At 72.2% G+C, this 25,659-nt stretch carries 25 protein-coding genes; 16 read left to right on the top strand and 9 right to left on the bottom strand.

All coding sequences use genetic code 11. The features are described 5' to 3' along the window. The first annotated feature begins 86 nt into the window (after positions 1 to 86). Positions 87 to 1,958, top strand: coding sequence for a S1C family serine protease (locus HSO01S_RS08280; protein WP_066040305.1), 1,872 nt, complete (start codon positions 87 to 89; stop codon positions 1,956 to 1,958). Between the two features lie 182 nt (positions 1,959 to 2,140). Continuing rightward, positions 2,141 to 3,382, top strand: coding sequence for a CDP-glycerol glycerophosphotransferase family protein (locus tag HSO01S_RS08275; protein ID WP_066040301.1), 1,242 nt, complete (start codon positions 2,141 to 2,143; stop codon positions 3,380 to 3,382). A gap of 83 nt (positions 3,383 to 3,465) precedes the next feature. Here HSO01S_RS08275 and HSO01S_RS08270 read toward each other — a convergent pair whose 3' ends face one another. Both HSO01S_RS08270 and HSO01S_RS08265 read right to left on the bottom strand, forming a co-directional pair. Next, positions 3,466 to 3,705 (bottom strand): hypothetical protein, encoded by a 240-nt coding sequence (locus HSO01S_RS08270; RefSeq protein WP_157078968.1) that lies wholly within the window; start codon positions 3,703 to 3,705, stop codon positions 3,466 to 3,468. A gap of 101 nt (positions 3,706 to 3,806) precedes the next feature. Next, positions 3,807 to 4,679: a hypothetical protein gene (locus HSO01S_RS08265; RefSeq protein ID WP_245635938.1), complete on the bottom strand. Its 873-nt coding sequence runs from the start codon at positions 4,677 to 4,679 to the stop codon at positions 3,807 to 3,809. Positions 4,680 to 4,727: 48 nt separating this feature from the next. Between HSO01S_RS08265 and HSO01S_RS08260 the strand changes: the two genes are divergently transcribed. The 3 genes from HSO01S_RS08260 to HSO01S_RS08250 all read left to right on the top strand — a co-directional run bounded on the left by HSO01S_RS08260 (position 4,728) and on the right by HSO01S_RS08250 (position 7,141). Beyond that, a complete protein-coding gene (locus HSO01S_RS08260; protein WP_169799965.1) occupies positions 4,728 to 5,471 on the top strand; it encodes an acetolactate decarboxylase in 744 nt (247 codons plus the stop codon). A gap of 37 nt (positions 5,472 to 5,508) precedes the next feature. After that, positions 5,509 to 6,057 (top strand): MOSC domain-containing protein, encoded by a 549-nt coding sequence (locus HSO01S_RS08255; protein WP_066040294.1) that lies wholly within the window; start codon positions 5,509 to 5,511, stop codon positions 6,055 to 6,057. Between the two features lie 106 nt (positions 6,058 to 6,163). Beyond that, entirely contained in the window at positions 6,164 to 7,141 is a 978-nt protein-coding gene (locus HSO01S_RS08250; protein WP_066040292.1) for an LLM class F420-dependent oxidoreductase, read from the top strand. Between the two features lie 67 nt (positions 7,142 to 7,208). On the opposite strand, the gene HSO01S_RS08245 is transcribed toward HSO01S_RS08250, so the two are convergent. Then, on the bottom strand, positions 7,209 to 8,066 hold the full coding sequence (locus tag HSO01S_RS08245; protein WP_066040290.1) for an NAD(P)H-binding protein: 858 nt from the start codon (positions 8,064 to 8,066) through the stop codon (positions 7,209 to 7,211). A gap of 111 nt (positions 8,067 to 8,177) precedes the next feature. Here HSO01S_RS08245 and HSO01S_RS08240 point away from each other — a divergent pair, with 111 nt between their 5' ends. Then, positions 8,178 to 8,558 (top strand): winged helix-turn-helix transcriptional regulator, encoded by a 381-nt coding sequence (locus HSO01S_RS08240; RefSeq protein WP_066040288.1) that lies wholly within the window; start codon positions 8,178 to 8,180, stop codon positions 8,556 to 8,558. Here the strand turns inward: HSO01S_RS08240 and HSO01S_RS08235 are convergent. Then, the gene (locus HSO01S_RS08235; protein ID WP_066040286.1) at positions 8,547 to 9,434 is read right to left on the bottom strand and encodes an aminotransferase class IV; all 888 of its coding nucleotides are present in this window, start codon (positions 9,432 to 9,434) and stop codon (positions 8,547 to 8,549) included. The genes HSO01S_RS08240 and HSO01S_RS08235 overlap by 12 nt on opposite strands. 68 nt (positions 9,435 to 9,502) lie before the next feature. Between HSO01S_RS08235 and HSO01S_RS08230 the strand changes: the two genes are divergently transcribed. After that, positions 9,503 to 11,326, top strand: coding sequence for a CYTH and CHAD domain-containing protein (locus HSO01S_RS08230; RefSeq protein WP_066040285.1), 1,824 nt, complete (start codon positions 9,503 to 9,505; stop codon positions 11,324 to 11,326). Positions 11,327 to 11,391: 65 nt separating this feature from the next. Here the strand turns inward: HSO01S_RS08230 and HSO01S_RS08225 are convergent, their stop codons facing one another. Continuing rightward, a complete protein-coding gene (locus tag HSO01S_RS08225) occupies positions 11,392 to 12,267 on the bottom strand; it encodes a helix-turn-helix domain-containing protein (RefSeq protein WP_066040283.1) in 876 nt (291 codons plus the stop codon). Between the two features lie 350 nt (positions 12,268 to 12,617). Here HSO01S_RS08225 and HSO01S_RS08220 point away from each other — a divergent pair, with 350 nt between their 5' ends. Genes HSO01S_RS08220 through HSO01S_RS08195 form a run of 6 tightly spaced genes read left to right on the top strand, consistent with a single transcriptional unit; the run spans position 12,618 to position 18,345 of the window. Continuing rightward, positions 12,618 to 13,193 (top strand): alternate-type signal peptide domain-containing protein, encoded by a 576-nt coding sequence (locus HSO01S_RS08220; RefSeq protein WP_066040282.1) that lies wholly within the window; start codon positions 12,618 to 12,620, stop codon positions 13,191 to 13,193. 8 nt (positions 13,194 to 13,201) lie between these two features. Then, positions 13,202 to 13,741 carry a hypothetical protein gene (locus HSO01S_RS08215; RefSeq protein ID WP_157078967.1) on the top strand — a complete coding sequence of 180 codons (540 nt, stop codon included), beginning with the start codon at positions 13,202 to 13,204 and terminating at the stop codon, positions 13,739 to 13,741. Continuing rightward, positions 13,738 to 14,694, top strand: a complete 957-nt coding sequence (locus HSO01S_RS08210; protein WP_066040277.1) for a hypothetical protein — start codon at positions 13,738 to 13,740, stop codon at positions 14,692 to 14,694. The genes HSO01S_RS08215 and HSO01S_RS08210 overlap by 4 nt, the downstream gene beginning before the upstream one ends. Beyond that, complete coding sequence (locus HSO01S_RS08205) at positions 14,691 to 15,479, top strand: hypothetical protein (protein ID WP_157078966.1); 789 nt, start codon at positions 14,691 to 14,693, stop codon at positions 15,477 to 15,479. Before HSO01S_RS08210 ends, HSO01S_RS08205 begins: the two co-directional genes overlap by 4 nt. After that, a complete protein-coding gene (locus HSO01S_RS08200; protein WP_084361468.1) occupies positions 15,476 to 16,117 on the top strand; it encodes a signal peptidase I in 642 nt (213 codons plus the stop codon). Before HSO01S_RS08205 ends, HSO01S_RS08200 begins: the two co-directional genes overlap by 4 nt. Beyond that, on the top strand, positions 16,114 to 18,345 hold the full coding sequence (locus HSO01S_RS08195; RefSeq protein ID WP_066040273.1) for an acyltransferase family protein: 2,232 nt from the start codon (positions 16,114 to 16,116) through the stop codon (positions 18,343 to 18,345). Before HSO01S_RS08200 ends, HSO01S_RS08195 begins: the two co-directional genes overlap by 4 nt. A gap of 80 nt (positions 18,346 to 18,425) precedes the next feature. Here HSO01S_RS08195 and HSO01S_RS08190 read toward each other — a convergent pair whose 3' ends face one another. Together HSO01S_RS08190 and HSO01S_RS08185 are read right to left on the bottom strand one after the other, a co-directional pair. Continuing rightward, positions 18,426 to 19,046, bottom strand: a complete 621-nt coding sequence (locus HSO01S_RS08190) for a DnaJ family domain-containing protein (protein ID WP_066040271.1) — start codon at positions 19,044 to 19,046, stop codon at positions 18,426 to 18,428. A gap of 9 nt (positions 19,047 to 19,055) precedes the next feature. After that, on the bottom strand, positions 19,056 to 20,153 hold the full coding sequence (locus HSO01S_RS08185; protein ID WP_084361467.1) for a putative endonuclease domain-containing protein: 1,098 nt from the start codon (positions 20,151 to 20,153) through the stop codon (positions 19,056 to 19,058). A gap of 232 nt (positions 20,154 to 20,385) precedes the next feature. On the opposite strand from HSO01S_RS08185, the gene HSO01S_RS08180 reads away from it, so the two are divergent. Then, positions 20,386 to 21,069 carry a GIY-YIG nuclease family protein gene (locus HSO01S_RS08180; RefSeq protein ID WP_084361466.1) on the top strand — a complete coding sequence of 228 codons (684 nt, stop codon included), beginning with the start codon at positions 20,386 to 20,388 and terminating at the stop codon, positions 21,067 to 21,069. A gap of 13 nt (positions 21,070 to 21,082) precedes the next feature. Here HSO01S_RS08180 and HSO01S_RS08175 read toward each other — a convergent pair whose 3' ends face one another. Then, positions 21,083 to 22,378 carry a M18 family aminopeptidase gene (locus HSO01S_RS08175; RefSeq protein WP_066040269.1) on the bottom strand — a complete coding sequence of 432 codons (1,296 nt, stop codon included), beginning with the start codon at positions 22,376 to 22,378 and terminating at the stop codon, positions 21,083 to 21,085. Positions 22,379 to 22,544: 166 nt separating this feature from the next. Between HSO01S_RS08175 and HSO01S_RS08170 the strand changes: the two genes are divergently transcribed. Then, positions 22,545 to 23,132, top strand: a complete 588-nt coding sequence (locus HSO01S_RS08170) for a hypothetical protein (RefSeq protein ID WP_066040267.1) — start codon at positions 22,545 to 22,547, stop codon at positions 23,130 to 23,132. A gap of 95 nt (positions 23,133 to 23,227) precedes the next feature. Next, positions 23,228 to 24,028, top strand: coding sequence for a PhzF family phenazine biosynthesis protein (locus HSO01S_RS08165; RefSeq protein ID WP_084361465.1), 801 nt, complete (start codon positions 23,228 to 23,230; stop codon positions 24,026 to 24,028). Positions 24,029 to 24,068: 40 nt separating this feature from the next. Here HSO01S_RS08165 and HSO01S_RS08160 read toward each other — a convergent pair whose 3' ends face one another. Then, entirely contained in the window at positions 24,069 to 25,595 is a 1,527-nt protein-coding gene (locus HSO01S_RS08160) for an MFS transporter (RefSeq protein WP_084361464.1), read from the bottom strand. Positions 25,596 to 25,659 lie beyond the last annotated feature (64 nt).

Here is a 25,659-nt window from a genome sequence, read left to right as displayed (position 1 = left end):
TCCAGACGGCAGTCGCCGCACAGCCCGTCCATAGAGAACCCTCAGCTTGGGTGAGGATGCTAGCGAGTGCTTGGAAGGAGCACCACATGTCAGACAACACCGAGAACCACGACGGCATCCCGGCCGGCACCGCGGGCCCGCAGCACGACGCCCAGTCCTCGGAGTCGACCCCCGCCGAGGCCGTCACCCCCGCGCCCGCCGCGGAGACCCCCGCCTACCCCCACCAGGGCGAGACCGCGGCCGTGCCGCCGGTCGCCGCGCCGGCGCAGTCGCCGGCCACGCAGCCCACCACACCGCTTCCGGCCGGTGGCTACCAGGCTCCGGCCCAGCCCGCGCACACCGCGCCGGCGACGCCCGCCGCGCCGATGCAGCCCGCGCACACCGCGCCGACCCAGCCGTACGGTCAGCCCTACGGCCAGCAGGCCTCCTACCCCCAGCCCTACGGCCAGCAGCCGCAGCAGCCCCAGCAGCACTCCGGCCAGCCGCAGCAGCCCCAGCACGCGCAGCAGCACGCCGGCCAGCCCCAGCAGCCGCAGCACGCGGGCCAGCAGCACGTCGGCCAGAACGCCCCGACCGCGAACTACGGCAACGGCTCCTTCGGAACGCCTCCGGCCGGCACCCCGCCCTACGGCGCCGTGCCCGACCCCGCGTTCAACTCGGCCATGTACGCCGCCTCGGGCGCCTACGCCGACCAGAACCGCGCCCCCAAGCAGCCGCGGAAGCGCCGCGGGGGAGTCGCCCTGATCGCGGCCCTCGCCATCGGCGCCCTGATCGGTGGCGCGTCCGGTGCAGGGGTCACCGCCTGGGCCGTCAACCAGAACGGCGGCAACTCCTCCACCAGCGCGTCCAGCCCGACCAGCATCACGGTCAACAACCCGGATGACGCCAACCTGATCACCGCGGTCGCCGCGAAGGCCTCGCCCTCGGTGGTCACGATCTCGGTCTCGAGCAACCAGGCCGCGGGCACCGGATCCGGCGTCGTCCTCACCTCGGACGGCTACATCGTGACCAACACCCACGTGGTGACGCTCGACGGCGCGACCGCGAGCCCCGACATCCAGGTGCAGACCAACGACGGCAAGATCTACAAGGCCACCGTCGTCGGCACCGACCCGGTCGCCGACCTCGCCGTGATCAAGCTGACGGATGCCTCCGGCATGACCCCGATCGAGTTCGGCGACTCGTCGAACCTCAACGTCGGTGACGTCGCGATCGCGATCGGTGCTCCGCTCGGCCTCTCCGGAACCGTGACCAACGGCATCGTGAGCGCGCTGAACCGCAGCATCACGGTGGCCTCCTCGGCCGCTCCCGACGACACCGAGACCAACCCGGCGCCGGACGACGGCAACGGGAACGGCAACCAGGGTCCGTACGACTTCTGGAACTTCGACATCCCGGGTCAGGGCGGTCAGGGCCAGCCCCAGCAGCAGCAGCCCACCCAGAAGTCGTCGATCTCGCTCTCGGTCATCCAGACCGACGCGGCGATCAACCCCGGCAACTCCGGTGGCGCGCTCCTGGACTCCGAGGGCAAGCTGATCGGCATCAACGTCGCCATCGCGAGCGCTGGCGCCTCCTCGAGCGACTCGCAGTCCGGCAACATCGGTGTGGGCTTCTCCATCCCGGCGAACCTGGTGAAGCGCGTCACGGACGAGATCATCAAGAACGGCTCTGCCACCCACGGCCTCCTCGGAGCCACGGTCGGCGACGCCGCCTCGGCCCAGGGCAGCACGACCGCCGGTGCGGTCATCCAGTCCGTCTCATCCGGAGGACCGGCCGAGAAGGCCGGGCTCCAGGCCGGCGACGTCGTGACCGAGTTCAACGGCCTGCCGGTGACCGACTCGATCGACCTGACCGCGCTCGTCCGCACGCAGCCCGCGGGCGGCGACGCCAAGCTGACCTACACTCGTGGCGGCAGCTCGAAGACGGTGGACGTGACCCTGGGTCAGCTCGCCGGCTGATCCGGTCGTCCCCACGACCTGCGTTCCGCGCCACGAAGGCCGGTGACCCCCTCCGGGAGGTCACCGGCCTTCGCCGTTCCCGGCGTGCGGTCGCGGAGGTCCAAGGTCACGATTGCCTAAAGAACAGGGCCGGGGAGCACGAACGGCCGAGGGCGCCCGATCCGGCTGGTTAGCCTGGAGCGGTGGGCGTGCTCAGCGGGTTGTCGTGGTCGTGGGGAGCGCTTCGGACGCACCTCCGGGACCGCTCGATCCGCGCCCGACTCGACCGGGCCCTCGAGGCTAGGGCGCCACTCGCGGCCGGCCGGTTCGAGATCGGCGTGCACTACGCCGACGGACCGCTCAACCTCTACCAGCTGCGGCGCTGGTACGGGCCGCTCGCCGAGCTCGCGAAGACCCATCCGGTGCTGCTGCTCGTCCGCGACCCGGCCTCGGCCCTCGCCCTGATCGAGGAGTCGCCCGTCCCGGTCGCCTTCGTGCCCGCCCCCGCCGACGTCGACGCGCTGCTCGCCGTGCAGCCGCTCCGCATCGTGCTGCACGTCGACCACCACCCTCTGACCTTCGAGCTGATGGGGCACGGGCGCCGCTGGCACGTGCTCATCGACCACGGCGAGAGCGACCGCACGCCCAACCAGATCCGAGCGTACGACGTGAGCCTCGTCGCAGGCGACGCAGCCGTCGACCGGCTCGGCCGCGTGCTCTGGGGCTACGACGCGGGGCAGCGCGCCATCCGCATCGGGCGACCCCAGGCCGACCACCCCGCGGGCCGTGCCCCCTTCGAGCCCGACGGCCGCACGGTCGTGCTGTACGCACCCACCTGGGAGGGCGACGGGCCCGCGACCGCCTACGGCTCGGTCGCGAGCCACGGCACCGCCCTCATCCGCGACCTGCTCGCCTCGCCCGAGCACCGGGTGATCTACCGGCCGCATCCGCGCACCGGAACGCGCGACCGCGACTATGCTGCCGCCGACCGCGAGATCGCCGAGGCGATCGCCGCCGCCAACCGCGCCGACCCGGCGGCACGCCACGTGCACGACACGGCTCCCGAGCTCGGCTGGCAGCTCGTCGCGGCCGATGTCGCGATCGTCGACGTCTCGGCCATGGTCTACGACCGGCTGGCGACGGGCAAGCCGCTCCTGGTCACCCGGCCGGTGGCCCCGGATGCGGTGGTCGACACCGCGGGCTACCTCTCGGACTGCGAATGGCTGACCGCTGACGAGGCACCGGCGCTCCGCCGCCGGCTGGCCGGGCTTTCCGAGGATTCGGCGGCCGCGGTGCGGCTCGGCCGCTGGGTGACCTACCACTTCGGCGACACGCGCCCGGGCGCGGCGACCCGGCGCTTCCACGCGGCGATCGACCAGTTGCTCACCGACTGGGAGCGACGGGCCGCGCGCGAGGCCCACGACGAGCAGGTCGACCTGGTCTGACGGGCCGGTGCGCAGCGCAGCGCAGACGCGCGAGGCTGCGCAGGGCAACACAGACGCGCGAGGCCGGCGTCAGGGGCTGGTGCTCAGCTGTGGCTGGAGCGGGCGAGCGCGTACTTCGCCAGGATCACGGTGACTCCCGCGATCACGAGCACCACGGCGGCGGTGACCAGCATCGGGGTGAAGTCGTAGCCGGTCTCGGCCAGCGTGGGCTGTGCATCCGCCCCGTCGGCGGTCGCGGCCGATGCGGCGGACACCCCGAGACCGAGGATCGCGAAGAAAGCTCCGACGAGGACGGCGGAGGCGCTGACGATGCGTCGTCTCACGGCTGCCCCCTCCAGGAACGGGCCGGATGCCCCGGCCGGCTCCGCCGGGCACATACCCCGCGGTGCTTCCAGGCTACCACTCCGCTGTGAATCGGCGGGATTCAGATGCGGATGTCAGGAACCTCTGCCGTATCCTGCCCGCGTGGACCCGGCGCCTCGACGATCCCGCCAGGACCCAGGGCGGCTCGTGACCGCCTCGACAGCCGGACCGTCTTGACCTTCGGGGTCTTCTCCTTCGTCCCGCGGGTCCCGCGAGACCCCTCCGTGAGCTTCGGCGCCTTCGACGTCGAGGGCTTCACGGTGATCGCGAGATCCTCGGGGTAACTGAACGGCGCCGGACCGAAGGCGCTCCGGGCACTCTGGATGACGGTGCGCCCGAGCACGAGGTTGCCGACCCCGCCGATCGCGGCGCCGATGCCGAAGGGGATCGCCCGGCCCACGGCGCTCGCACCCTGGCCCACCGCGAAGTGCCGGAGGAACGACTTCTTCAGCTGGTCGGCGACCGGCCCCACGACGAATCCCGGCAGGCTCGAGGTGACGACCTGGCCCCAGTAGGCGTTGCGGGTGGCCCCGCCCGTGGCCTGGCCGGCGATCTGACGCAGCAGGTCGCTCCCGGCCTTGCCCATCAGCATCGTCATGACCAGCGCCCGCGCGCGATCCGGATCGGTGACGGCGATGCCGTGCACCTCGGTGACCGACTGGGCGAACAGGGCCGTCGTCTCGAGGAACCCGGCGGTCTCGACCGCGCTCAGTCCGAGCGAGATCCCGGTGCCCACGAATGGCAGCATGGCGCTCGCCCCGACCGCCGCGCCGCCGGTCGTGACGGCGGCGACGTAGCGACGCTCGAGGATGACGAGCAGCTGCTCGGGCGAGGCGTTCGGGTGCAGCCGGCGGATGCCCCGCAGATGAGCGAGGACGACCGGGCGCTGAACGCTCAGCACGCGGTCGATGTTGCGGTCGAGTCGGGAGGCCATCCTTCTACTCTGGTGTGTTCTGCTGAAGGATGCGCGAGAATGCAGCACATGCGACGTCGAATGCGGGCCGAGAAGGCCATCGAGCAGTTCTCCCTGGTCGACGCCCTGCTCGCCGGTCTGTTCGACGGGGTGTTCCCGGTCTCCGCCATCCGGAAGCGGGGCACGCTCGGGCTCGGCTGCGGCGACCACATGGACGGCGAGCTCGTGGTGCTCGGTGACGACTTCCGGCTCTTCCACGGCGACGGCAGCATGACGCTCCTGCCGCCGGACGCCGAGCTGGCCTTCGCCGAGGTGGTCGACTTCGAGCCCGAGAGCACGGCGCTCTTGGAGGCCGTGCCCGATCTCGAGACGCTCCTGGACGAGGTGCGGGGCCGGGTGCCGAGCGCGAACCTGTTCCACGCGGTGCGCTTCGACTGCCATCTGGGCAGTGTGTCGCTCCGCGAGGCGAAGCGGCAGTCGAAGCCGTACCTGCCGCTGGCCGAGGCGGTGCACGATCAGCGCGAGGTCGTCGTGGAGGACGTGGCCGGCACGCTCCTCGGCTTCGTCGCGCCGACCGTGTTCCAGGGCGTCACCGTGGCGGGCGCGCACTTCCACTTCGTCGATGTCACCGGGCAGATCGGCGGCCACGTGCTCGGGCTCACGGAGGCCAACGGCGAGCTGCAGCTCGAGACCTATTCGGCCGTCACCGTGCGGCTGCCGCATTCGCTCGACTACCTCGAAGCCGATCTCGACCTCGAGGCGACGGAGGCCGACCGCGCGATCCGGCACGCCGAGTCCGACCACCAGCGCTGACGCCGGGGAGGCCCGCGGGGTCGGCTAGCGTGGGGGGATGGAGCGGGTGTACGAGGTGCGGATCGAGCACCTCGTCGTGTCGTCGCGGCACCGCTACGAGGGCCGGCCGGCGGACGGCCCGCTGCCCGTGGTGGCCGGCGAGGAGGAGTCCCGTCAGCGCATCGAGGTCCGTGCCGGCCGCGGGATCGTCGGCGACCGCTTCTACGGTCACCTCGCTCACCGCACCGCGGCGGTGACCGTCATGGCGGCGGAGTCGCTGGAGGATGTCGCCACCTTGCTCGGCGTCGCGCATCCGTTCGACCCGGTCGCCGCCCGCCGCAACATCGTGCTGCGCGGGGTCGACGTCGACGCTCTGGCCGGGCAGCGGTTCAGTCTCGATTCGGGGGACGGGCCGGTCGTCTTCCAGGGGCATCGGCCCGCGAATCCGTGCGCCTGGATGAACGTGGTGCTGGCCCCCGGTGCGCACAAGGCCCTGCGCGGCCGGGGCGGCATCCGGTGCGAACCGCTGACCGACGGGGTCCTCCGGCTCGGGCCGGCGGTGCTGCGCGCCGACGCCGAGCTGGTGCGGGAGCCGACGCTGGTCTGACCCCCACTTCCGGCACGGCTACCCCATGCGGCATCCGCCGGGGAGTGCCACGGTCGAGAGGGATGCGGTCGTACGAGAGCGGCCGCCCTGACGACGGGAGATGCGGATGACCCGCTTCGGCTACACCCTGATGACCGAGCAGAGCGGCCCCAAGGACCTGGTGCGGTACGCGGTGGCCGCCGAGGATGCCGGCTTCGACTTCGAGGTCTCGAGCGACCACTACTCGCCCTGGCTCACCGAGCAGGGGCACGCGCCCTACGCCTGGACCGTGCTCGGCGCGGTCGCCCAGGCCACCTCGCGGGTCGAGCTGGCCACCTACGTGACCTGCCCGACCGTGCGCTACCACCCGGCCGTGATCGCCCAGAAGGCGGCGACCTTGCAGCTGCTCTCGGACGGCCGGTTCATCCTGGGGCTCGGCTCCGGCGAGAACCTCAACGAGCACGTCGTAGGCGAGGGCTGGCCCGCCGTCGCCGCCCGGCAGGACATGCTCGAGGAGGCCGTCACGATCATCCGCGCCCTTCACGAGGGCGACCTGGTCACCTGGGAGGGCGACTACTTCCGCGTCGACAGTGCGCGGATCTGGGACCTGCCGGACGGCGGCGTCCCCATCGGCCTCGCCGTCTCGGGCGAGAAGTCGATCGAGCGCTTCGCCCCGCTCGGCGACCACCTGATCGCGGTCGAGCCGGACGGCGACCTGGTGAAGGGCTGGGCCGAGCACTCCGGCTCGGGGGCGGCCTCCCGCTCGATCGGCCAGATCCCGATCTGCTGGGATCCGTCGTCGAAGGAGGCCGCGATCGAGAAGGCGCACTCGCAGTTCCGCTGGTTCGGCGGCGGCTGGTCGGTGAACGCCGATCTGCCGACGCCGGCCGGATTCGCTGCGGCGAGCCAGTTCGTGCGCCCGGAGGACGTCGCCGAGTCGATCGCCTGCGGGCCGGACCTCGACGAGATCGCCGAGAGCGTCCGCCCCTACCTCGAGGCCGGGTTCACCGACATCGCCCTCGTGCAGGTGGGCGACGAGGGGCAGGACCGCTTCCTCGCCGAAGCGGCGGAGCCCCTGCTGGAGAAGCTCCGCGCGCTCCGCTGACGAAGCGGTTAGGCAGGCGACCGGCGGGCCGTGCCGTCGGTCGCCTGCTCCACCCCGCGCCGGTCGGTTACTCCGCGATGCTGCGGAAGTAGTCGACCAGCGGCTGCGTCGGGTGGCCGATCAGCCGTCCGAGGTCACCGGAGGTCTCGCCGAGGAGGCCGTCGCGGATGTTGCCGTCCAGCGCGACGACGAACCCGGCGGTGCCCTCGTCCAGACCCGCGGCGGTGAGGATCGCGAGGTGCTCCTCGGGCGAGACGGAGTCGAAGACGATCTCGCGCCCGACGACCTCGGAGGCGAGGGCGGCGAACTCCGTGCCGTCCCAGGCGGTGTCGCCGGAGAGTTCGTAGACCGAACCGGCGTGGCCGTCCTCGGTGAGGGCGACCGCGATCGCCTCGGCGTAGTCGCTGCGGGCGGCGCTGGCGACCCGGCCCTCGCCGGTGCTCGCGACGTAGTGGCCCGTCGCGGCGGCCTGCGCGAACGACTGGCCGTAGTTCTCGTGGTACCAGCCGTTGCGGAGGATCACCGACGGGATGCCGGCCTCGGCGATCGCCTCCTCGGTGAACTTGTGGTCGGGGGCGAGGATGAGCGCGGTGTCCGTCGCCTTCGGCGCGCTCGTGTAGACGAGCAGCCCGACCTTGGCACGAGCGGCCGCGGCGACGACGTTCGCGTGCTGCGGCTGGCGGCTGCCCACCTCGCTGCTCGAGATGAACGCGATCGCGTCCGCGCCGGTGAAGGCGGCGTCGAGCGTCGCCGGGTCGGAGAAGTCGACGACCGCGGTGCGGACGCCGGCATCGGCCAGCTCGGCGAGCTTCTCGGCGTTGCGGCCGGTGGCGAGGATGTCGGAGGCGGGCATGCCGCGGGCGAGCAGGTGGTCGACGGTGAGTCGGCCCAGGTGGCCGGTGGCTCCGGTGATGACGATGGTCATGGTGGGTTTCCTTTCACGGGCCCGCGCTCACGGACCGTCGGAATGGGTGAACACGGACGCTCTCACCATACTTCCCGACGGGAGGTACCCACTTTTTGGTAAGTTAGATGCATGGCTGATCGTATCTGGGAACTCCTGCCCGATCCCGACCCCTTCGCGGCGAACTGCCTGAGCCGCGTGGTGCTGGATCACGTGACGAGCAAGTGGGGAGTCCTCGTGCTGGTCGCCCTCGCCGAGGAGCCGATGCGGTGGGGTCAGCTGCACCGCTACATCGATGGCATCAGCGAGAAGATGCTCGCGCAGACCCTGCGGACCTTCGAGGCCGACGGCTTCGTGCTGCGCGACTCGAAGGGCACGGTGCCGCCGCGCGTCGACTACAGTCTGACGCCGCTCGGCCGAGAGCTTGCCGAGGTGCTCATCCCGCTCGTCCACTGGGTGGGAAAGAACGTGACGCGCACCGGCGTCGCGGATCAGGCCGGCTCAGCGGCCTGACAGAAAGCGGTTCAGCCGTGCGGTCAGCGGCGCGTCGACCGTCAGCGGCTCGCCGTCGAGCGCCGTCACCGGGACGGCCTGCCGCACGCTGGAGACCAGCCAGATCGCGTCGGCCCGGAGCAGCGAACTGGTGCGCAGCCGCACCGCCTCGGTCTCGAAGCCCTCGTCCCGGAAGAACTCGAACGCGCGCCGCTGCGTGGTGCCCGGCACGATCCCGAGCTCGGCCGAGGGGGTGCTGATGTGGCCGCCCTCGCGGATGAGGACGCTCGAGGTGGGGGCCTCGAGCACGAACCCGTCCGAGCTGGTGAAGACGACCTCCTCCGCTCCGCGGCGCGCGGCCTCGCGGAGGGCGGCGGCGTTCACCTGGTACGAGAGCGTCTTCGCCCCGAGGAGGAGCCAGGGCGAGGTCGCCGGCGCGTCGTGCCGGTAGCCGCGGTCGAGCACGATCGCGCGCACGCCCTCGACGCGGAGCGCCGCGAAGTCCGGCGCCTCGCGAGCCGTGACCCAGCCGGTGGGCACGCCGGTGCCCTCGATGCCGCGGGTGAGGACGAGCTTGACCGACAGCGAACCGACCGGTGGATGCGCGGCGACGGCCGCGGCGACCGCGTCGCGCCACACGGTGTGGTCGGGTTCGGGCAGGTCGACCTGGTGGGCCGAGCGGGCGAAGCGGGCCAGGTGCGCGTCGACGTCGGTGGCGCGACCGCCCTCGACCAGCACGGTCTCGAACACGCCGTCGCCGCGGGTGACGCCGAGGTCGAAGACGCTCAGCTGCGGGGCGCCTGCATCCGCGAGCCGGAACCCGTCGTCGCCATCCGTTCGCCCGTCGGACATGCCGACGACGGGCCGGCTGACCAGAATGAGAACAGGAGGAGACATCGCCCCAGTGTCCTCCGCCGACACGCGGTGGGGAAGCGGAACGCGCCGGTAAGGAGGAGAGTGGACCGATGACGACCACCGAGCCCAGTCACACGTCCCAGGTCGAGATCGAGCGCAAGTACGCCGTCGAGGACGGGCATGCGCTGCCGCCGCTCAGCGGGATCGGCGTGGACGCCGGGACGCCCGTGACCGAGGTCGCACCCCTCGAGCCGTTCGAGCTCGAGGCGACCTACTACGACACCGACACGCTCGCACTGGCGCGGCACCGGATCGCGCTCCGGCGGCGCCGCGGCGGTCACGACGAGGGCTGGCACATCAAGCTGCCGGCCGACGAGGGTCGGACCGAACTGCAGTGGCCGCTCGGCGAGGGCGGCGAGAGCGATTCGGTGCCGACCGAGGTCGCCGACGCGGTTCGCGTGCTCGTGCGCGACCGTCCGCTCACGCCGCTGGCGCGCATCCGCACCACCCGGAGGGTGACCGAGCTGCGGAACGCCGACGGGGCCGTGGTGGTCGAGCTCTCGGACGACACGGTCGAGGGCAGCGACGCCCGCCACGGCCGCGTGACGCTCTGGCGTGAGTGGGAGGCCGAGCTCGGTTCGGGCGCCCCCGAGACCGCCGAGAAGCGGGCCCAGCTGCTCGACGAGGTGGAGACGCAGTTGCTCGCGGCCGGGGCCGCGGTCTCACCGAGCGTGTCGAAGCTCGCGCAGGCGCTCGGGCGCACGGGGTTGGGTGCGGACACGGTGCCGGCAGGGTCAGCGGATGCGGGAGCGGGGGATGCGGGAGCGGCGGATGCGGGTGCTGGGACCGTGGATGCGGGGTCGGCTGATGTCAGCGCCGTGCCCGAGAGCACCCGGATCGTGCTGGCCGGCATCGCGGAGCTGGTCGAGCGGCTGATCGCCCTCGATCCCGACGTGCGGGCCGACGCGGCGGATGCGGTGCACCGCGCCCGCACCACCGTGCGGCGAATGAAGAACCTGCTCGCGGTGCACCGGAAGCTGTTCGACCCCGAGAAGGTCGCGCACCTGCGTGACGCCCTCGGGCTGCTCGGGTCGGTGCTCGGCGAGGTGCGCGACCTTGAGGTGCGGGCCGACTGGGCCCGGATCGCGCTGGACGAGCTGGCGGCCGAGCGGGGTGTCGACGACGAGGCGGCGCGGCGCCGGCTGGTCGAGGATCCGACCCGGGAGCACGACGAGGCCCACGCCCGGCTCGTGGGTGTGCTGTCCGGGTCGCAGTACTTCCGGTTGCTGGACGCGCTCGAGGAGTTCGTGGCGCCGGCGGCGGCCGGCGGGGCCGGAGCCTCTGAGGGCGGAGGAGCGGGCGACGCGAGCGGCCAGAAGAGCGGCAAGAGCCCCAAGAAGGGCGCGAAGAGCTCCGGCAAGAACGCGAAGAAGGCGAAGAACGCGAAGAAGGATGCGGTGGCGAGCGCCCGCAAGGCCGCCAAGAAGGAGGCCGAGCGCACCCTGCGCAAGACCGCCCGCCGTGCCCTCGCCCGCACCGTCGCGCCCGGCCGGGCCCGTCCCGCCCGCGACGAGGAGGGCGAGAGCGGCGACCTCGTGCAGGCGGCGACGGCCCTCGGTGCGCTGCACGAGTCGCGCAAGGCGGCCCGCCGCCTCCGACACGCGGCCGAGTTCGCGACCGACGGCCCCGCCGCCGTGCTCGGAGGCCGGGCGGAGGAGCTCGGCGACACCGCCGAGGAGCTGCAGGATGCGCTCGGCATGCACCGCGATGCGGCGCTGTTCGCCGAGTACCTGCTCCTCACCGCTCCGCGCGCGGAAGCGGCCGGCGAGGGCGGCTTCACCTACGGCGTGCTCTACCAGCGGGCGCTCGACCAGGCCCGCCGGGCGCTCTCGCTGGCGGACGACGCCCGGCGCGCGCTGAAGAAGACGGTCTGAGACGACGGAATGCCCGCGGCCCGCGGCCTCAGGCGGGCATCCTGCCCCCCTGACCGCCCCGCTTCTCAGGCCACCTGGACGCGCCGCCCGCGCAACTGCGACGGTGTCGTGCCGCCGTCCGCACCCAGGGCCCGGCGCAGCTCGGCGTCGTTGCGGAAGCCCGCCCGTCCGGCGACGTCCGCGATCGACAGCGCGTCGAAGCGGTCGTCGGTGAGCATCTCGACCGCTGCCTCCAGCCGTTGCCTCCGGATCTCGGCCGCCACCGTCGTCCCGGCCTCCTCGAACGCCCGCTGCAGTTGCCGCACCGAGATCCGGAGGCTTCGGGCGATCTGCTGCGGTGACAGGGCCGGGCTGTCCCGGAAGGCCGAGATGTGGGCGATGGCTTGCATGCGGAGCGGCGGCCGGACCCCGCCGGTGAGCGGCGCGACCCCGCGGGCCTCGAGCACGAGCGCCTCGAGCATCCCCACCAGCAGCTCGTCGAACAGTCGCGCGGCGATCGGCTCGAGCGCGAGCTCGTCGGCGACCGCGGTCTGCACGAAGGCGCGCACCGGGTCGATCAGCGCCGACGCCGGCGCCGGAGCCGGCGGCAGGGGCGCCGCGAGAGCAGTCCGCTCATCCAGCAGCACGTCCGGCACCCGCACCCACGCCACCTCGCCCGGGCAGGCGGTGTAGAGGCCGGCCGGCAGCCACCCGGGCAGCCAGGTGAGCGAACGGCGCCCGACGAGGTGCTGGTTCCCGGTGCGGTCACGGACGACCAGGGGCGCGTCGACGGGCAGCACGAGGTCGAGCGCTCGTGGCTCGGAAGCCGGTGCCGGAGCCAGGAGCAGCGGACCGGCCGGCAGCGCCGTCATCGAGACGGTCACCGACCCGATCGAGGCCGAGCGGGTTCCGAAACGGTCCATCAGCTGGCCGCGGGTGAGCACCGCATCCTGACCGGCCATGCCCACCACCTCCGAGACCCGACACCCACCGGTGCGCCTGTCCGACCCCGCCCGCCCGCGTGATCTGGTCACCACGCTAGGTCGCCATCCGCCCGCGCGGCGGGGTTCCCGGTACTGCTCCGGTACTCCCTCCGCAGGCACTACCGAGCGGGCCGGCCGTGGATGAACGGGGCCGCGGATGCAGGTGTCGGTAGTCGCCGTCGTCACCGTTGCGACACCTTCCGTCACCCGCGCGACAAGCGGCCCGCGCATCCTGGCGCACCGCGGGGCCGGTTGGCGACACTCGGTTCATCACTCATGCGACGGTCGTCGCCAGGACTGCGCCGGTCGCCGGCGCGAAAGGAACACGAATGAACAAGCTCGCCAAGGGCGCCATCGCCGGGGCCGCCGGAATCGCCCTCCTGCTCGGAGGAGCCGGCACCTTCGCTTACTGGAACGACCAGGCACAGGTCTCCGGTGGCACCATCGTGGCCGGCAACCTGCAGGTCGTCAACGACGGCACCGCAGGCGTGTGGAAGGACCAGACCGGGTCTGCGATCAATATCGCCACCTACAAGATCGTGCCCGGCGACACCCTCACCTACACCGACGACCTCACCGTCACCGCGGTCGGCAACCACCTGACGGCGACGCTCGGGCTCGGCGCGCAGTCGATCGCCGGCAGCACCTCCGCGACCGCGGACACGCGTCTGGCGTCGTACCTCACCAAGAACGCCGTGCTCGCCGCGAGCGGCACCGGTGTCACCGGGACCGGCCCGTACACGATCACGGCAGGCGCGACCGGCGTGACGAGCGTCGTCACGGTCACCGCGACGATCGCGTTCCCGCGCGGCGCCGAGGGCGAGTACAACGACGCCAAGCTCGGGTCGGTCAACCTCAGCAACATGAACGTGACGCTGGCGCAGACCTTCCCCGCCCAGCCCTGACCGGCGTCGTGCGCCGACTGCTGATGGCCGCTGCGGCGGCGGGCGCGGGAATCGTGCTCGCCGTCGCGGCGGCCGGAGGCACCTACGCCTCCCTCAACTCACAGGCCACCGCGAGGGGCGCCGCCGTACTGCGGGCGGGCAGCGCCTCGATCGCCGTGACCTCCGGGCTCGTGCTGGCCTCCTCGCCGCTGTACCCGGGCAGCACCACGCGCGGATCGGCGGTGATCACCAACACCGGGTCGATCCCGCTCCGCCTGCGGGTCACCGGCCTCGCCCTCACGGGCACCGCGGATGCCCTCTCGAACGTGATCACCGTCGGTGTCACCTCCGGCCCCGCTGTCACGGCGGCCACCTGCGCCGCGCCCTTCACGCCGTCGTGGAGCGGGACCTTCGTCTCCGCCGCGGCAGCTGGTGAGCTGCCGGTCACGGTGGCCGCGGGATCGACGGCCGTGGTCTGCGTGAGCCTGACCATCCCGACCACCGCCCCGGATCCCGCGAAGGGCCGGAGCGCCGCCTTCACCCTCACGATCGACGGGAGACAGTTGTGACCAGGGACGACCGTGCCGGTAAGCGATCCCGCGGTCCGCTCGCCGCCTTCGTGGCCGCCTTCACGATCGTGTTCGTCGCGGCCACCTCCTCGGCGGGGGCGGCCGCCTACTGGACCGCGACGGCCCAGCCGCTCACCGCGACCGTCACCTCCGCGACCACCTCGATCACCGCGTCGCAGACCGGGCTCGCCACCACGTACCGGTTCGCCGGCGCGGCGACCTCGACCCAGAACATCGCGCGCGGCAGCATGATCTTCGCGAACACCGGCACGACGCCGCTCACCCTCACCGCCTCGCTGACCGCCAACACCGCCCCGGTGGCGGCAAACATCTCGATCGTGCTGTGGGACGGCGCGGGCCAGGGCTGCGCCCAGACTCCGTCGGCCGGGGTCACCGCACCCGTCAAGCTCTCGGCGTCCGCCCTGCCGCTGCCGCCGACGCTCACCTCGGTCGCGCCGCAGAGCTCGGTCACCGTGTGCGCGGCGACCACTCTCGACACGACGGTCGCGGCGCAGCAGGGGCTCAGCGTGTCGCCGGTCATCCGCATCACCGGCCGCGTCGGGACGGCCTGGGTCACGAGCGGTGACTCCGCGCCCTTCGTGCAGAAGGTGTACCAGGTGCCGAATGTGGGCACCATCACCTGCACGGAGAACCCCGGCACCCTGACGATCGCCGGCACGGTGACCCTCAGCTGGGCACCCGTCGCCGATGCGAACTCGTACACATTGCACCTGGGGTCCAAGGCCACGGCGAAGTTCCGCACCGTGAATCAGGCGACCCCGACCGTGTCGACCACCATCGGGGCGGGTGATCTGGGCCTGACCGGAGTTCTGTCGTCGGTGCCGGTGGTCGTCGCCAGCGAGGAGACGTTCTCGGGCACCTCGTCGCCCGGGGTGACGGTGAATCTGCGGACCGCCCTGCTCCCACTGCTCAGCGTGCGGTGCCCGGCGTGAGGGGCCGGGGCGCGGGGCGCCTGACAGCTGTCCTCGGCTCTGCGGTCGTCGTAGGTGCGGTCGTCGCGGGTGCGATCGGGTTCGGCGTGCTCGGCGTTCCCGCTACGGCGACCGCAGCGACCCCGATGCCCGGCGGCGCCGAGGTCAGCGTCGACGGGTTCCGGTTCGCCGACGGGCTCGACCAGCCGCTGTTCGATCACCCGCCGGTGATCGTGCCGGGCGACACGATCTCCTCGACCCTCTGGGTGAAGAATGCGGGGGAGACCCCGGCGGTCCTCCGGCTGAGCGGCACCGACGCCTGGTCGTCCAGCCCGGTCTTCGCCGACCGGCTGCTGGTGTCGGCCGGAGCGCGCGACGACGGGGGAGAGGGCACCTCGACCGTGTCGGTGCCTATCGCGGCTGCGCCGCTTCCGATCGGGCAGGCCGCCGACTGCGCCCTCCTGTTCGCGGGGCCCGTGCTGCAGCCCGGGGCGACGATGGCGCTCACGGTCACGGTCTACTTCGATCCGGCAGCGAGCGGACTCGACGCTCAGGATGCGGTGGCCGGCTTCGACCTCGTCGCCGGCCTCCGCGATCCCGGTGAATCCGCGGGTCCGGCGGCGGATTGCTCGGGAGGATCCGTGCTCCCGGTCTTCCCGGAGACGGCCGGCCCGACGGTCGGCCGAGCTGAGCGGATGGCGGCGACCGGCCTTCCCGCGGTGCTGATCTCGATGGGCGCCGCGGTGCTCCTGGTCGCCGGGTTCTCGGCCCTTGCCGGCGTGCGACTGCGGAGGGGGACGCGATGACGGCCTCGCTCGAGACGCCCGCACGGCACCGGGCGGCGGCGGGGCGACCCCGTGCATCCGAGGCGCCGACGCCCGGCGAGAAGACGCTGCGGCACTACCTCGGCATCGCGACGAGCGCGGCCGTGCTCGTCCTCGTCCTCGCCCTCGCCGTGGTCACGATCGTGCTGCCGGCGCTCGTGGGCGGGCGGCCGCTCACCGTGCTGACGCAGTCGATGGAGCCCGGTCTGCCGCCGGGCACGCTCGTGGTCGTGAAGCCGACGGCTATCCAGGACATCAGGATCGGCGATGTGCTCACCTACCAGCTCGAGTCCGGCCGGCCCGGGGTGGTCAGCCACCGGGTGATCGAGAAGACGATGGCGGCCGACGGCGGCGTGACCTTCGTCACCAAGGGCGACAACAACGCGGTCGCCGACGAGAAGCCGGTGCTCGAACCGCAGATCGTGGGCACGCTCTGGTACAGCGTGCCGCTGCTCGGCTGGGTGAATTCGGCCGTCAACGGCGACGCCCGCGGGGTGATCGTGCCGATCGCGGCGGTGCTGCTGTTCGGGTACGCGGGGTGGATGCTCGTGACCGGCATCCGGGACGCCCGTCGTCGTCAACGGATGTCGTCTGGGGGCGCTAAGCTCTCCAGGCCATGAACACGACGGACACCGCTCTCCGACCCGCCCCCCGTGCCGACATCCAGGGTCTCCGGGCCGTCGCGGTGGTCGCCGTCATCCTCAACCACGTGATCGGCTGGCCCTCGGGCGGCTTCGTCGGGGTCGACGTGTTCTTCGTGATCTCGGGCTTCCTGATCACCGGTCTGCTGCTGCGCGACGGTTCGCGCGACGGCCGTCCCTCGATGCGTGCGTTCTACGGCCGCCGCATCCGCCGCATCGCCCCCGCGTCGATCACCGTGCTGATCGCGGTCGGGGTCGCCGGCTGGTTCGTGTTCAACCAGCCGCGGTTCTGGTCGACGCTGCAGGACGCGATCGCCTCCTTCCTCCTGGTCTCGAACTGGCGGTTCGCGGCCGAGGGGACCGATTACTTCCACGCCGGCGACGCGGTGTCGCCGCTGCAGCACTTCTGGTCGCTGTCGGTCGAGGAGCAGTTCTACCTGGTCTGGCCGGCGCTGATCGTGATCGTGCTGCTCGCCGTCGGAGGGCTGAAGGCGAGCGAGAAGCGCCGGCGCACGGCCATCGCGATCGTGATGGGCGTGATCGTCGTGGCCTCGTTCGGGTTCGCGATGTGGCAGAGCCAGACCAGCCCGACCGTCGCCTACTTCTCCACCCTCACCCGGGCCTGGGAGCTGGGGCTCGGGGCGCTGCTCGCGACCGCGGTACCGCTGCTGGCGCGCATCCCGTTCGGGCTCAGGGTCGTGCTCGGCTGGGTGGGGCTCGCCGGCATCATCGGGTCGTTCTTCTTGATCGACGACACGATGTCCTTCCCCGGGCCGTGGGCGGCGCTGCCGGTGATCGCGACCGCGTTCGTCGTCGCGGCGGGGGTGGGCGGGCCGCAGCGCTACCTGCTGCCGATCGCGAACCCCGTGACGAGCTTCGTCGGCGACATCTCGTACTCGCTCTACCTCTGGCACTTCCCGGTTCTGGTGTTCCTGGCCGTGCTGCTGCCGGATCAGGGGCTGCAGTCGATCCTGATCGTGCTGGGCCTCACCCTGGCGCTGTCGCTGGTGTCGTACTTCTTGATCGAGCAGCCGCTTCACCGCACCCCGCACGTGGTGAAGACGGGCGATCAGGAGGCCGACCGAACGGCTCGCCAGGAGGCGTGGCAGGGTTGGCGCGACCGGTTCGGCGCGCAGTTCATGCTCTCGGGGCTGGGGCTCGTGGTGATCGTCGTCGTCTCGGTCGTGACCGTGCAGATCTCGCTGCGCGGCGACGGGCCGCTGGCGCTGCAGGTGCCGGGGGATTCGGCGGCGGTCGCGGCGGGGAACGGGCCGGGGTCGGGGGGTGCTCCTGACGGGTCCGGTGGTTCGAGTGGTACTGATGGGTCGGGCGGTGACGGGTCGGGCGGTGCTCCGGTCAATCCCGAGGACCAGATGCAGGCCGATCTCTGGGCCGCGGCCTCGGCGACCGCGTGGCCCGGCAACCTCTCGCCCTCGATGGATTCCGCCATCTCGGACACCTCGAGCCACAATCCCGCGAAGGACTGCTTCGAGGTCGGCTCGACGCCCGACTTCGGGCGCTGCACCTGGGGGAGCGGAGACGCCCCCAACCACATGTACCTCGTCGGCGACTCCACGGCCATGGCCTACGCGCCGGCCTTCAAGGAGCTGGCCGAGTCCAGCGGCGGGCAGTGGAAGGTGACGACCATCGGCCTCTACGGCTGCCGGTTCACCGACACGCTCATCCAGAACGACGGCGACGGCGTGATGGATGCGTGCCCGCAGCGGAAGGCCGACATCGCGGCCCGCATCGCGTCGGACTCGCCGCAGCTGGTGGTGGTCTCGAACGCGTTCGCGCTCGGCAACGCGGTCGACCGGCGGCCGCTCTCGGCGTCGAGCATCGTCGCCTCGACGTTCGCGGAGACCGCGAAGTACAACGCCGGCGGCCGGATCGTGTACCTCGCGCCGCCGCCCCTCGGTGCCAACCTCGGTGCGTGCTACTCGCCGGTGACGAGCCCGCAGAACTGCAACGCCGCGGTCGACGGCGCCTGGAACGACTTCGCCGGTGCCACGCAGCTCGGCATCCAGAACACGGGGTCCGGTGACCACTTCGTCTCGTCGCTCGGCTTCAGCTGCGCCGGCGGGTACTGCCCGGCCTTCGCGGGGACGCTGCCGGTCAAATACGACCAGGTGCACATGACGCCGGAGTACTCCAAGCACATCGCGCCGGCGCTGCGGTGGGAGCTGGCGGCGCAGGGGTTGATGTAGGCGTTCGCCGGTCAGCGGCGGGGGTCGCGGAGGTCGCGCGCCTGCTTCCCGTTAGGGGTGCATGCGAGGGCGCGTCCCGCTCAGCGGCGGGGGTCGCGGAGGTCGCGGGCCTGCTCGCGGCGGAGGCGGCGGCGGTCGCGGCGGGACATCGCGGCGAGGGCGGCGGCCTCCCGCTCGCGTTCTGCGGCGGCGGCGCGGGCGCGAGCCGCGCGTCGGTCGCGCCATCCTTCGACCTCGGCGTCGACATCCCGGGTCGGGGTCACCACCGGCGGCCCGCCCTGCAGCTGACGCCGGGCTTCGATGACGCGGCGGTTGAAGTCGTCGAGCGTCTGGCGCACCTCCTGCTCGGTGTGCAGGCTGTCGAGCCTGCCCTCGAGCTCGACGTGCTCGGTGCGGAGCGTCAGGGCCGGCGGGCCGAGACCGGTGAGGCGTTCGCGTTCGATCTTCTGGCGGATCCACCAGTTCGGGTCGTGCGTGCGCCCGAGATCGCGCAGGGGCTTGCCCGCGCCCGGCAGGTCGTCGAAGTCGCCGCGGCGGATGGCCTGGCTGATCTGGATCTCGACGAACTGCGCCCGCTGCTCCATCGTGGGGGCGCCGGCGTCGGTCTCGTTGTCATCCGTGCCACCGGTGCCGCCGGTGTCGCCGCCCGTGCGGTAGCGCGCGGCGGCGAGTCGCGGGTCGTATTCTTCCTTCTTCGCCACCCTTCCACCCTAAAACGCCTCGCTCGCGCCGCCACCCCGTCCGGCCGGCACCGACTCCTGGCTCTGGCCGGGCGGACGGCGGTAGGCGGCCACGAGGAGGTCACCCCGGATCTCACCGAGACGCTCGATCAGGCGCTCGACCAGCTTGTCGTTCACCCCGGAGCCGGGCGCCTCGAGGTCCCACCGCCCGAGCGGCCGGAGCGGCCGGCACCGGATGCGCACGACCTCCCACCCCGCCTCCCGCAACAGCCTGTCCTTCGCGCGATCGGAGTCCTCCCGGGGGCCGACGTGCTCGAGCCCGAACCGGCCCACCGTGTCGTACTCCACGGCCACCCGCAGCTCGTCGATCACGAAATCGGGCCAGACCTCGCGTCGATCGTGGAACGGGCGCCCCACCGCGACGGCGTTCGGACGCAGGTCGACCTCGAGCCGTTCCCCCAGCTTGTGCCGCAGCAGAGCCTCGGCGGCCGAGGCCGGCTTCGGTGCCACCGCGCTCCAGAACGCGGTCCCCACCGCCCGGCCGCCCTCGCCGGCCGCCGAGCTCCGTGAGGATGCAGACCGTCCCCGTGCAGGCCGGCGCGGCGCGCTGGGTGTCGATTCGGGGCGACGGATGCGCTGTGCACCCATCGGCCCGCTGTCGAGCGCCATGCCATCGACAGGCCCCGGAAGTTGCAGGGCGGTGGGGGTGGAGGCTGGGCGCCGAGCTTCGGTGGAACGCGGCGATTCGTCAGGGTCACGAGTTTCGGCAGGCACACGGGCCTCGGCGGGCACGGGCGAGAGCGGCGCGGGGCGGATGCGGGGCGGGTTGGCGAGGTCGCGGCAGACCGGACACCACACCGATCGGCGACGGCGTCCGGCAGGGCGTGCCCGCTGCTCCTCGGGGGTCGCGACGAAGATGTGGCCCGTGTCGCACTGCCAGACGAGGTAGACCTCGGCCGCGGGAGGGATCTGGGTCAGTGTGATCCCGCGGTTGAAGTCGGGGTGGTACTGGCGGATCAGCATCGGGAACGACGCCCACTCCTCGCGGAACGTCCCCACCGCATACGGAACCTCCCGCCCCTTCGACCGCTGCCGCCGCTCCCACCACGCCCCGATGTTCTCGGCCACGCCGGCACCTCCTTCCGCACCTCCCACCGTCGTCCCGACGCTACCTCCCACCCCCGACACCCGCCCCCGCCCCCGCCCCCGCCCGCCCGCCTCCCAAGGTCCTCGAGCCGTCACTTGTTGTCTCTTCAGAGGGGGTTTAGCGACCACAAGTGACGTCTCGAGGGCCGTCTGGCGCGGCCGGGTGTCGGTGGGCGCGATTAGCGTGTGGCGGACGGGAGAAGGGCGGCAGCGGATGGGTGATCGTCAGGGACGCGACGGACGCGAGGGGTGCGGGGCGGCGGGCGCGGGCGGCAGCGGGCGGTGCGGCCTGGAGGTCGAGGCGGCAGCCGGGGTGGGGTTGTGCCGGGAGCATCTCGTGGCCGCGTACGAGTGGATGGTGGGGGAGGTCGGCGTCACGGACGTGCTGCCGTCGCCGTGCCCCGCCTGCGGTTCCAGGCTCGGGGTGCAGTACCCGTCGGGATGGCTGTGCGCGGTGTGCGAGTGGCGGCACGGCGAGCATCCGGATCCGGGCGACAGCGTGTGGGACGTGCCCGGCGAGCGGGGCCGCAACCGAGCATCCGCCCGCGATGTCACGGTCAACAGCAGCACACCCGGTCTCGGCCGGGTCGACGTCGTCTACTACCTGCGCTGGCGCGACCGCATCAAGATCGGCACGTCGTCGAACCCGCGGTCACGGCTCGCGCAACTGCGGCACGAAGAGCTTCTCGCGTTCGAGCGGGGCGGTCGCACCCTCGAACAGGCCCGGCACGCCGAGTTCGCGACACTGCGCCTCGGCGGCGAGTGGTTCTCGGCCGAGGGCGAGCTGCTCGAGCACGTCGCCCGGCTGCAGGAGAGCGGCGACGACCCCTGGCTCCTGCACGCGCGATGGCGCAGTGCTGCTGCCGCCCTGGCCCGCAGCGCGGATGAGTTCCGCTGACGTTCCCGAGTTCCTACAGCTTCAGCTCGGGCGAGTAGAACGCCCCGATCGCGGCCGACAGCGCCACGAGGTCATCGACGTGCGCAAGCTCCCGGGCCGAGTGCATCGACAGCAGGGTCGCCCCGACGTCGACCGTGCGAATGCCGAGCCGCGTCGCCGTGAGCGGCCCGATCGTCGAGCCGCAGGGAACCGTGTTGTTCGACACGAACTCCTGGTACGGCACCCCGGCCAGCGCGCAGACGCGAGCCCAGAGCGCGGCCCCGTGCGCATCCGTCGTGTAGCGCTGATTCGCGTTGATCTTGAGCAGCGGTCCGCGTCCGGCCAGAGGCTGGTTCGCGGGGTCGTGCCGCTCGGGGTAGTTCGGATGCACCGAATGGCCCGCATCCGACGAGACGCACCACGACGCCGCCAGCGCACGTGCCCGCTCCTCGGTACTCGCGCCGAGGCCCGACGCGATCCGCGTCAGCACCTCTTCCAGGAACGGTCCGCTGGCACCCGAACGCGACTCCGACCCGAGCTCCTCGTGATCGAAGGCCGCGAAGACGGGGATGTGAGACCCCGTCACGTCGGCACCGATCAGGGCGAGCAACCCGGCGTGCACCGAGGTGAGATTGTCCATCCGCCCCGCGGCGAACAGGCTCTCGTCGAGGCCGAAGCGCGCGGGCGGGTTGGTGTCGGCGGTCAGGATGTCGTAGCCGGCGACCTCGTCACCGCCCCCGAGCCCCGCGAACCCGGCGAGGATGCCCACGAGATCGTTCTGCGACACCTCGCCCACCCCGAACACCGGCGCCGTGTGCCGCTGCCGGTCGAGCGTGAGCCCGTCGTTCACCTGCCGGTCGAGGTGCACGGCGAGCTGCGGGATGCGAAGGAAGGGCCCGGTGCGCACGAGCACTTCGTCGCCCGAGGTCGTCACGATGCGCCCGGCGAGCTCGAGCTCGCGATCGAGCCACGAGTTGAGCAGCGGCCCGCCGTAGACCTCGACCCCGGCCTGCAGCCACCCGCTGCCGCCGATGGTCGGCTTCGGCTTGAGCTTGAACCCGGGGGAGTCGGTGTGTGCGCCCAGGATGCGGAAAGGCGTCGTCGCCGTGGCCCCGGCCGGCACCGCCCACGCGACCACGGCGCCGTCGCGCACGACGTGGAACCGGCCCGCCTCCGCGGGCCAGGCGTCGGTCTCGACGAGCCGCGTCGACCCGGCCTCCTCCAGGCGCCGAGACGCTTCGGCCGCGGCGTGGTACGACGACGGCGAGGCCTGGATGAACGCGGCGAGGTCGTCGATGTAGGTCGCGGTGTCGATCGAGTGGCTGCTCATGCCTCCATCCAACCACTGACCCCAGACAGTCCTCTGTTCGGTGTCGTGCGTAGCTGCCGCGGGTCGCTGTCAAGGGACACAGCGCTCAGAGCAGACGGTCATTTTCGTGCCCTATCGTCGAAGCGAAGTCGTATGCCGCTCCGGCAATCCGTCGCGAAAGGACCGCATGGGTACGCATCCCGTTCCGTCGCCCCGGCGTTCCGCCCTGCCGGCCGCCCTCGGCCTCGTGCTGGCCGGCGCCGCCGTGCTGCTGCTCTCCGGCTGCTCCAACGCCCATCCGACGGACGCCCTGGCGAAGCTCGCGCACCTCGACGACGGCACGCTGCTGGCCTCCGGTCAGACCCCTCCGATTCTCGCCGGGGTCGACTCCGACCTCATCCCGTCGAGCATGCGCCTCCTCACCGAATACGAGGGAACCGAGTTCTGGGTCGGCGTGACCCGTGCCGACCAGGTCTGCTTCATCGCCGACATCCCGGTGGCCGCCGCGTCGACGTCGCCTTCGACGGCCACGGATCCCGCGACTGCGACGATCGGCACCCCTGCCGCGACGACGGCCCCGACGAGCCCTGCCGCCTCCACGGTCGAGACCATCTCGAGCGAGGAGGCGCGCTGCCTCGACCCGGAGACCTTCGGCATCCACGGCGCCTACCTGACCCCGGGTGGCGGATCCGAGCGGTTCTGGCTGCACACCGAGTACATGACGATCCCGCCGCAGTGGACGTCGATCTCGCAGAACATCGCGGTGCACGACTGACGCCGTCGCAGGGACGATCGCGGCGAGACGGCGGCGGGCCACCGAGCGTCGATCGGCCCCTTGAGCCGCCCACTCCTCCCGGCCAGACTCGGGGGATGAGTTCCCGCATCCCCGTCGAGGTCGTGTCCGTGTTCACCGATTCCGAGGGCCGCTTCGGCAACCCGCTCGGTCTGATCCGCAGTTCGGCGGCCACGCGCGGTCAGGAGCAGCGCATCGCCACCGAGCTCGACTTCAGCGAGACCGTGTTCGTCGACGAGATCGTGGAGCCGGGCGGCGGCTCGGGCGGGCACGGGGGGTCGACGCCGCATCCTCGTACCGCCGTCATCCGCATCTTCACGCCCGCGCGCGAGCTTCCCTTCGCCGGCCACCCCTGCGTCGGAACGGCGTGGTGGCTCGCCGAGCAGGGCAGCCCGGTCACCGCGCTCCGGGTCGCGGCGGGGGAGGTCGCCGTGCGCTACGACGGCGGCCTGACCTGGATCACGGGCCGGGCCGACTGGGCGCCGGTGTTCACCTGGCACGAGCTCGGCTCGCCGGCCGACGTCGACGCGCTCGAGGCGGAGTCCTTCACCGAGGGCAACCACTATGCCTGGGCCTGGGTCGACGAGCAGGCGGGTCACGTGCGGTCCCGCATGTTCGCCCCCACGATCGGCGTCGCGGAGGACGAGGCCACCGGAGCGGCCGCCGTGCGCCTGACCGACCTGCTCGGCCGTGACCTGCTGATCGACCAGGGCGAGGGATCCCGGCTGCTCACCCGGCGCCTCTCCGGCGGCCTCATCGAGGTCGGCGGCCGGACCGTGCGGTCGGATTCCGTCGACGTCGAGGCCGAGTCCGACGCCGAGGCCGACCACGAGCCCGACGCCGACACCGACGCCGAAGGGACCGGTGCGGCTTCCTGAAGCCCCACCGGTCCCTTCGGGCCGTTCTCTCCCAGCGGGATCAGTGAGCGATGACCGGCTCAGGGTTCTCATCGGCCGACGCCGGGGTCTCCCCGGCACCCGCCGGAGCACCCTGCGACAACGACAGCCCCTGCCCGCGGCGGCGGAACAGCAGCGCCGAGAGCACCGCGCCGAAGGCGAAGAAGCCGGCGGCCCACCAGTACGCGGTCGAGTAGCTGTGCACCGCGGCCTCGGCGAGCACCTCGCCGGTCGGCGGCATATGCGACGCCACGTAGTCGGCGGCGGCCGTCGCGGCCAGCGTGTTGAGCAGCGCGGTGCCGATCGATCCGCCGACCTGCTGGCTCGTGTTGACCATCGCCGAGGCGACCCCGGCGAACTCGCGGTCGACGCCTAGCGTGGCGGTCTGGATGGAGGCGGGCATGATCGTGCCCATCGCCGCACCCAGGATCATCAGCGGCGCGAGCACGTTGGCCGCGTAGCTGCTCCCGACGTCGAGGTTCGTGAGCAGCACCATGCCGATCGCGGCGATCGACATGCCGATCGGCACCATGATCTTCGGCCCGAAGCGCGGCACGAAGATGTTCGTCGACAGCTGGGCCATCACCACGAGCATCCCGATCATGGGCAGGAAGGAGAGCCCGGTCTGGATCGGCGTGTAGTGCAGCGTGGTCTGCAGGTAGTAGGTGACGAAGAGGAAGATCGCGAACATCCCGACCCCGGCGATGAGCACCGAGCTGTACGCGGCCCCGCGGTTGCGGTCGAGCACGATCGAGAGGGGGAGCAGCGGATGCGCGGCGCGGCGCTGCCAGATCACGAACGCCACGAGCAGCACGGCGCTGGCGACGAGGAGGCCCCACGACAGCGGCGAGTCCCACCCGTCGGTCTCGGCGTTCGAGAAGCCGTAGACGAGGGCGAACAGGCCCGCCGAGACGAGGAGGGTGCCGGGGAGGTCGAGCTTCGGACGCGGTCCGGTGCGCGGGATGGTGCGCACGAACAGGGCCGCGCCGACGACGGCCACGACGGCGATCACGACGTTGATGTAGAGGTTCCAGCGCCAGTCGAAGCTCTGGGTCAGCACGCCGCCGAGCAGCAGGCCGATCGCGCCGCCGGCTCCGGCGATGGCGCCGAAGACGCCGAAGGCGCGGGCGCGCTCCCTCGGGATCGTGAAGGTCGTGGTGAGCACGGCGAGGGCCGTCGGGGCCAGGAGGGCTCCGAACGCGCCCTGGAGCGCGCGGGCCGCGACCAGCGTTCCGAAGCTGTCGGCGGCACCGCCCAGGGCGGAGGCGGCGGCGAAGCCGATCAGGCCGATGATGAAGGCGCGCTTCCGGCCGATCAGGTCGGAGAGGCGGCCGCCGAGCAGCAGCAGGCTGCCGAAGGCGAGGGAATAGGCGGTGACGATCCACTGGCGATCGCCGTCGGAGAAGCCGAGGTCGGCCTGGGCCGAGGGGAGCGCGATGTTCACGACGGTGGCGTCGAGCACGACCATCAGCTGGGCGAGGGCGACCGTGGTCAGCGTCCACCAGCGATGCGGTGCGACGGCAGCGGGTGCGGGGTTCAACGAGGACATGACGAGAACTATATACGGAACTGAGTAGTTTCGGATACACCCGGTTCCGTTAAAGCGACATACA

The organism is Herbiconiux solani NBRC 106740, assembly GCF_001571005.1.
In the GTDB taxonomy this organism is placed as follows: Bacteria; Actinomycetota; Actinomycetes; order Actinomycetales; family Microbacteriaceae; genus Herbiconiux; species Herbiconiux solani.
This window is presented reverse-complemented; position numbering and strand designations above follow the sequence as displayed.

Bases quoted from the DNA above. Each gene is read 5' to 3' on its own strand.
- HSO01S_RS08240 (WP_066040288.1), top strand. From the start codon at position 8,178: ATGGCTGATCGTATCTGGGAACTCCTGCCCGATCCCGACCCCTTCGCG.
- HSO01S_RS08195 (WP_066040273.1), top strand. From the start codon at position 16,114: ATGAACACGACGGACACCGCTCTCCGACCCGCCCCCCGTGCCGACATC.
- HSO01S_RS08245 (WP_066040290.1), bottom strand. From the start codon at position 8,066: ATGACCATCGTCATCACCGGAGCCACCGGCCACCTGGGCCGACTCACC.
- HSO01S_RS08180 (WP_084361466.1), top strand. From the start codon at position 20,386: ATGGGTGATCGTCAGGGACGCGACGGACGCGAGGGGTGCGGGGCGGCG.
- HSO01S_RS08160 (WP_084361464.1), bottom strand. From the start codon at position 25,595: ATGTCCTCGTTGAACCCCGCACCCGCTGCCGTCGCACCGCATCGCTGG.
- HSO01S_RS08255 (WP_066040294.1), top strand. From the start codon at position 5,509: ATGGAGCGGGTGTACGAGGTGCGGATCGAGCACCTCGTCGTGTCGTCG.
- HSO01S_RS08200 (WP_084361468.1), top strand. From the start codon at position 15,476: ATGACGGCCTCGCTCGAGACGCCCGCACGGCACCGGGCGGCGGCGGGG.
- HSO01S_RS08175 (WP_066040269.1), bottom strand. From the start codon at position 22,378: ATGAGCAGCCACTCGATCGACACCGCGACCTACATCGACGACCTCGCC.
- HSO01S_RS08250 (WP_066040292.1), top strand. From the start codon at position 6,164: ATGACCCGCTTCGGCTACACCCTGATGACCGAGCAGAGCGGCCCCAAG.
- HSO01S_RS08170 (WP_066040267.1), top strand. From the start codon at position 22,545: ATGGGTACGCATCCCGTTCCGTCGCCCCGGCGTTCCGCCCTGCCGGCC.
- HSO01S_RS08235 (WP_066040286.1), bottom strand. From the start codon at position 9,434: ATGTCTCCTCCTGTTCTCATTCTGGTCAGCCGGCCCGTCGTCGGCATG.
- HSO01S_RS08265 (WP_245635938.1), bottom strand. From the start codon at position 4,679: ATGGCCTCCCGACTCGACCGCAACATCGACCGCGTGCTGAGCGTTCAG.
- HSO01S_RS08260 (WP_169799965.1), top strand. From the start codon at position 4,728: ATGCGACGTCGAATGCGGGCCGAGAAGGCCATCGAGCAGTTCTCCCTG.
- HSO01S_RS08230 (WP_066040285.1), top strand. From the start codon at position 9,503: ATGACGACCACCGAGCCCAGTCACACGTCCCAGGTCGAGATCGAGCGC.
- HSO01S_RS08165 (WP_084361465.1), top strand. From the start codon at position 23,228: ATGAGTTCCCGCATCCCCGTCGAGGTCGTGTCCGTGTTCACCGATTCC.
- HSO01S_RS08280 (WP_066040305.1), top strand. From the start codon at position 87: ATGTCAGACAACACCGAGAACCACGACGGCATCCCGGCCGGCACCGCG.
- HSO01S_RS08225 (WP_066040283.1), bottom strand. From the start codon at position 12,267: ATGGCCGGTCAGGATGCGGTGCTCACCCGCGGCCAGCTGATGGACCGT.
- HSO01S_RS08220 (WP_066040282.1), top strand. From the start codon at position 12,618: ATGAACAAGCTCGCCAAGGGCGCCATCGCCGGGGCCGCCGGAATCGCC.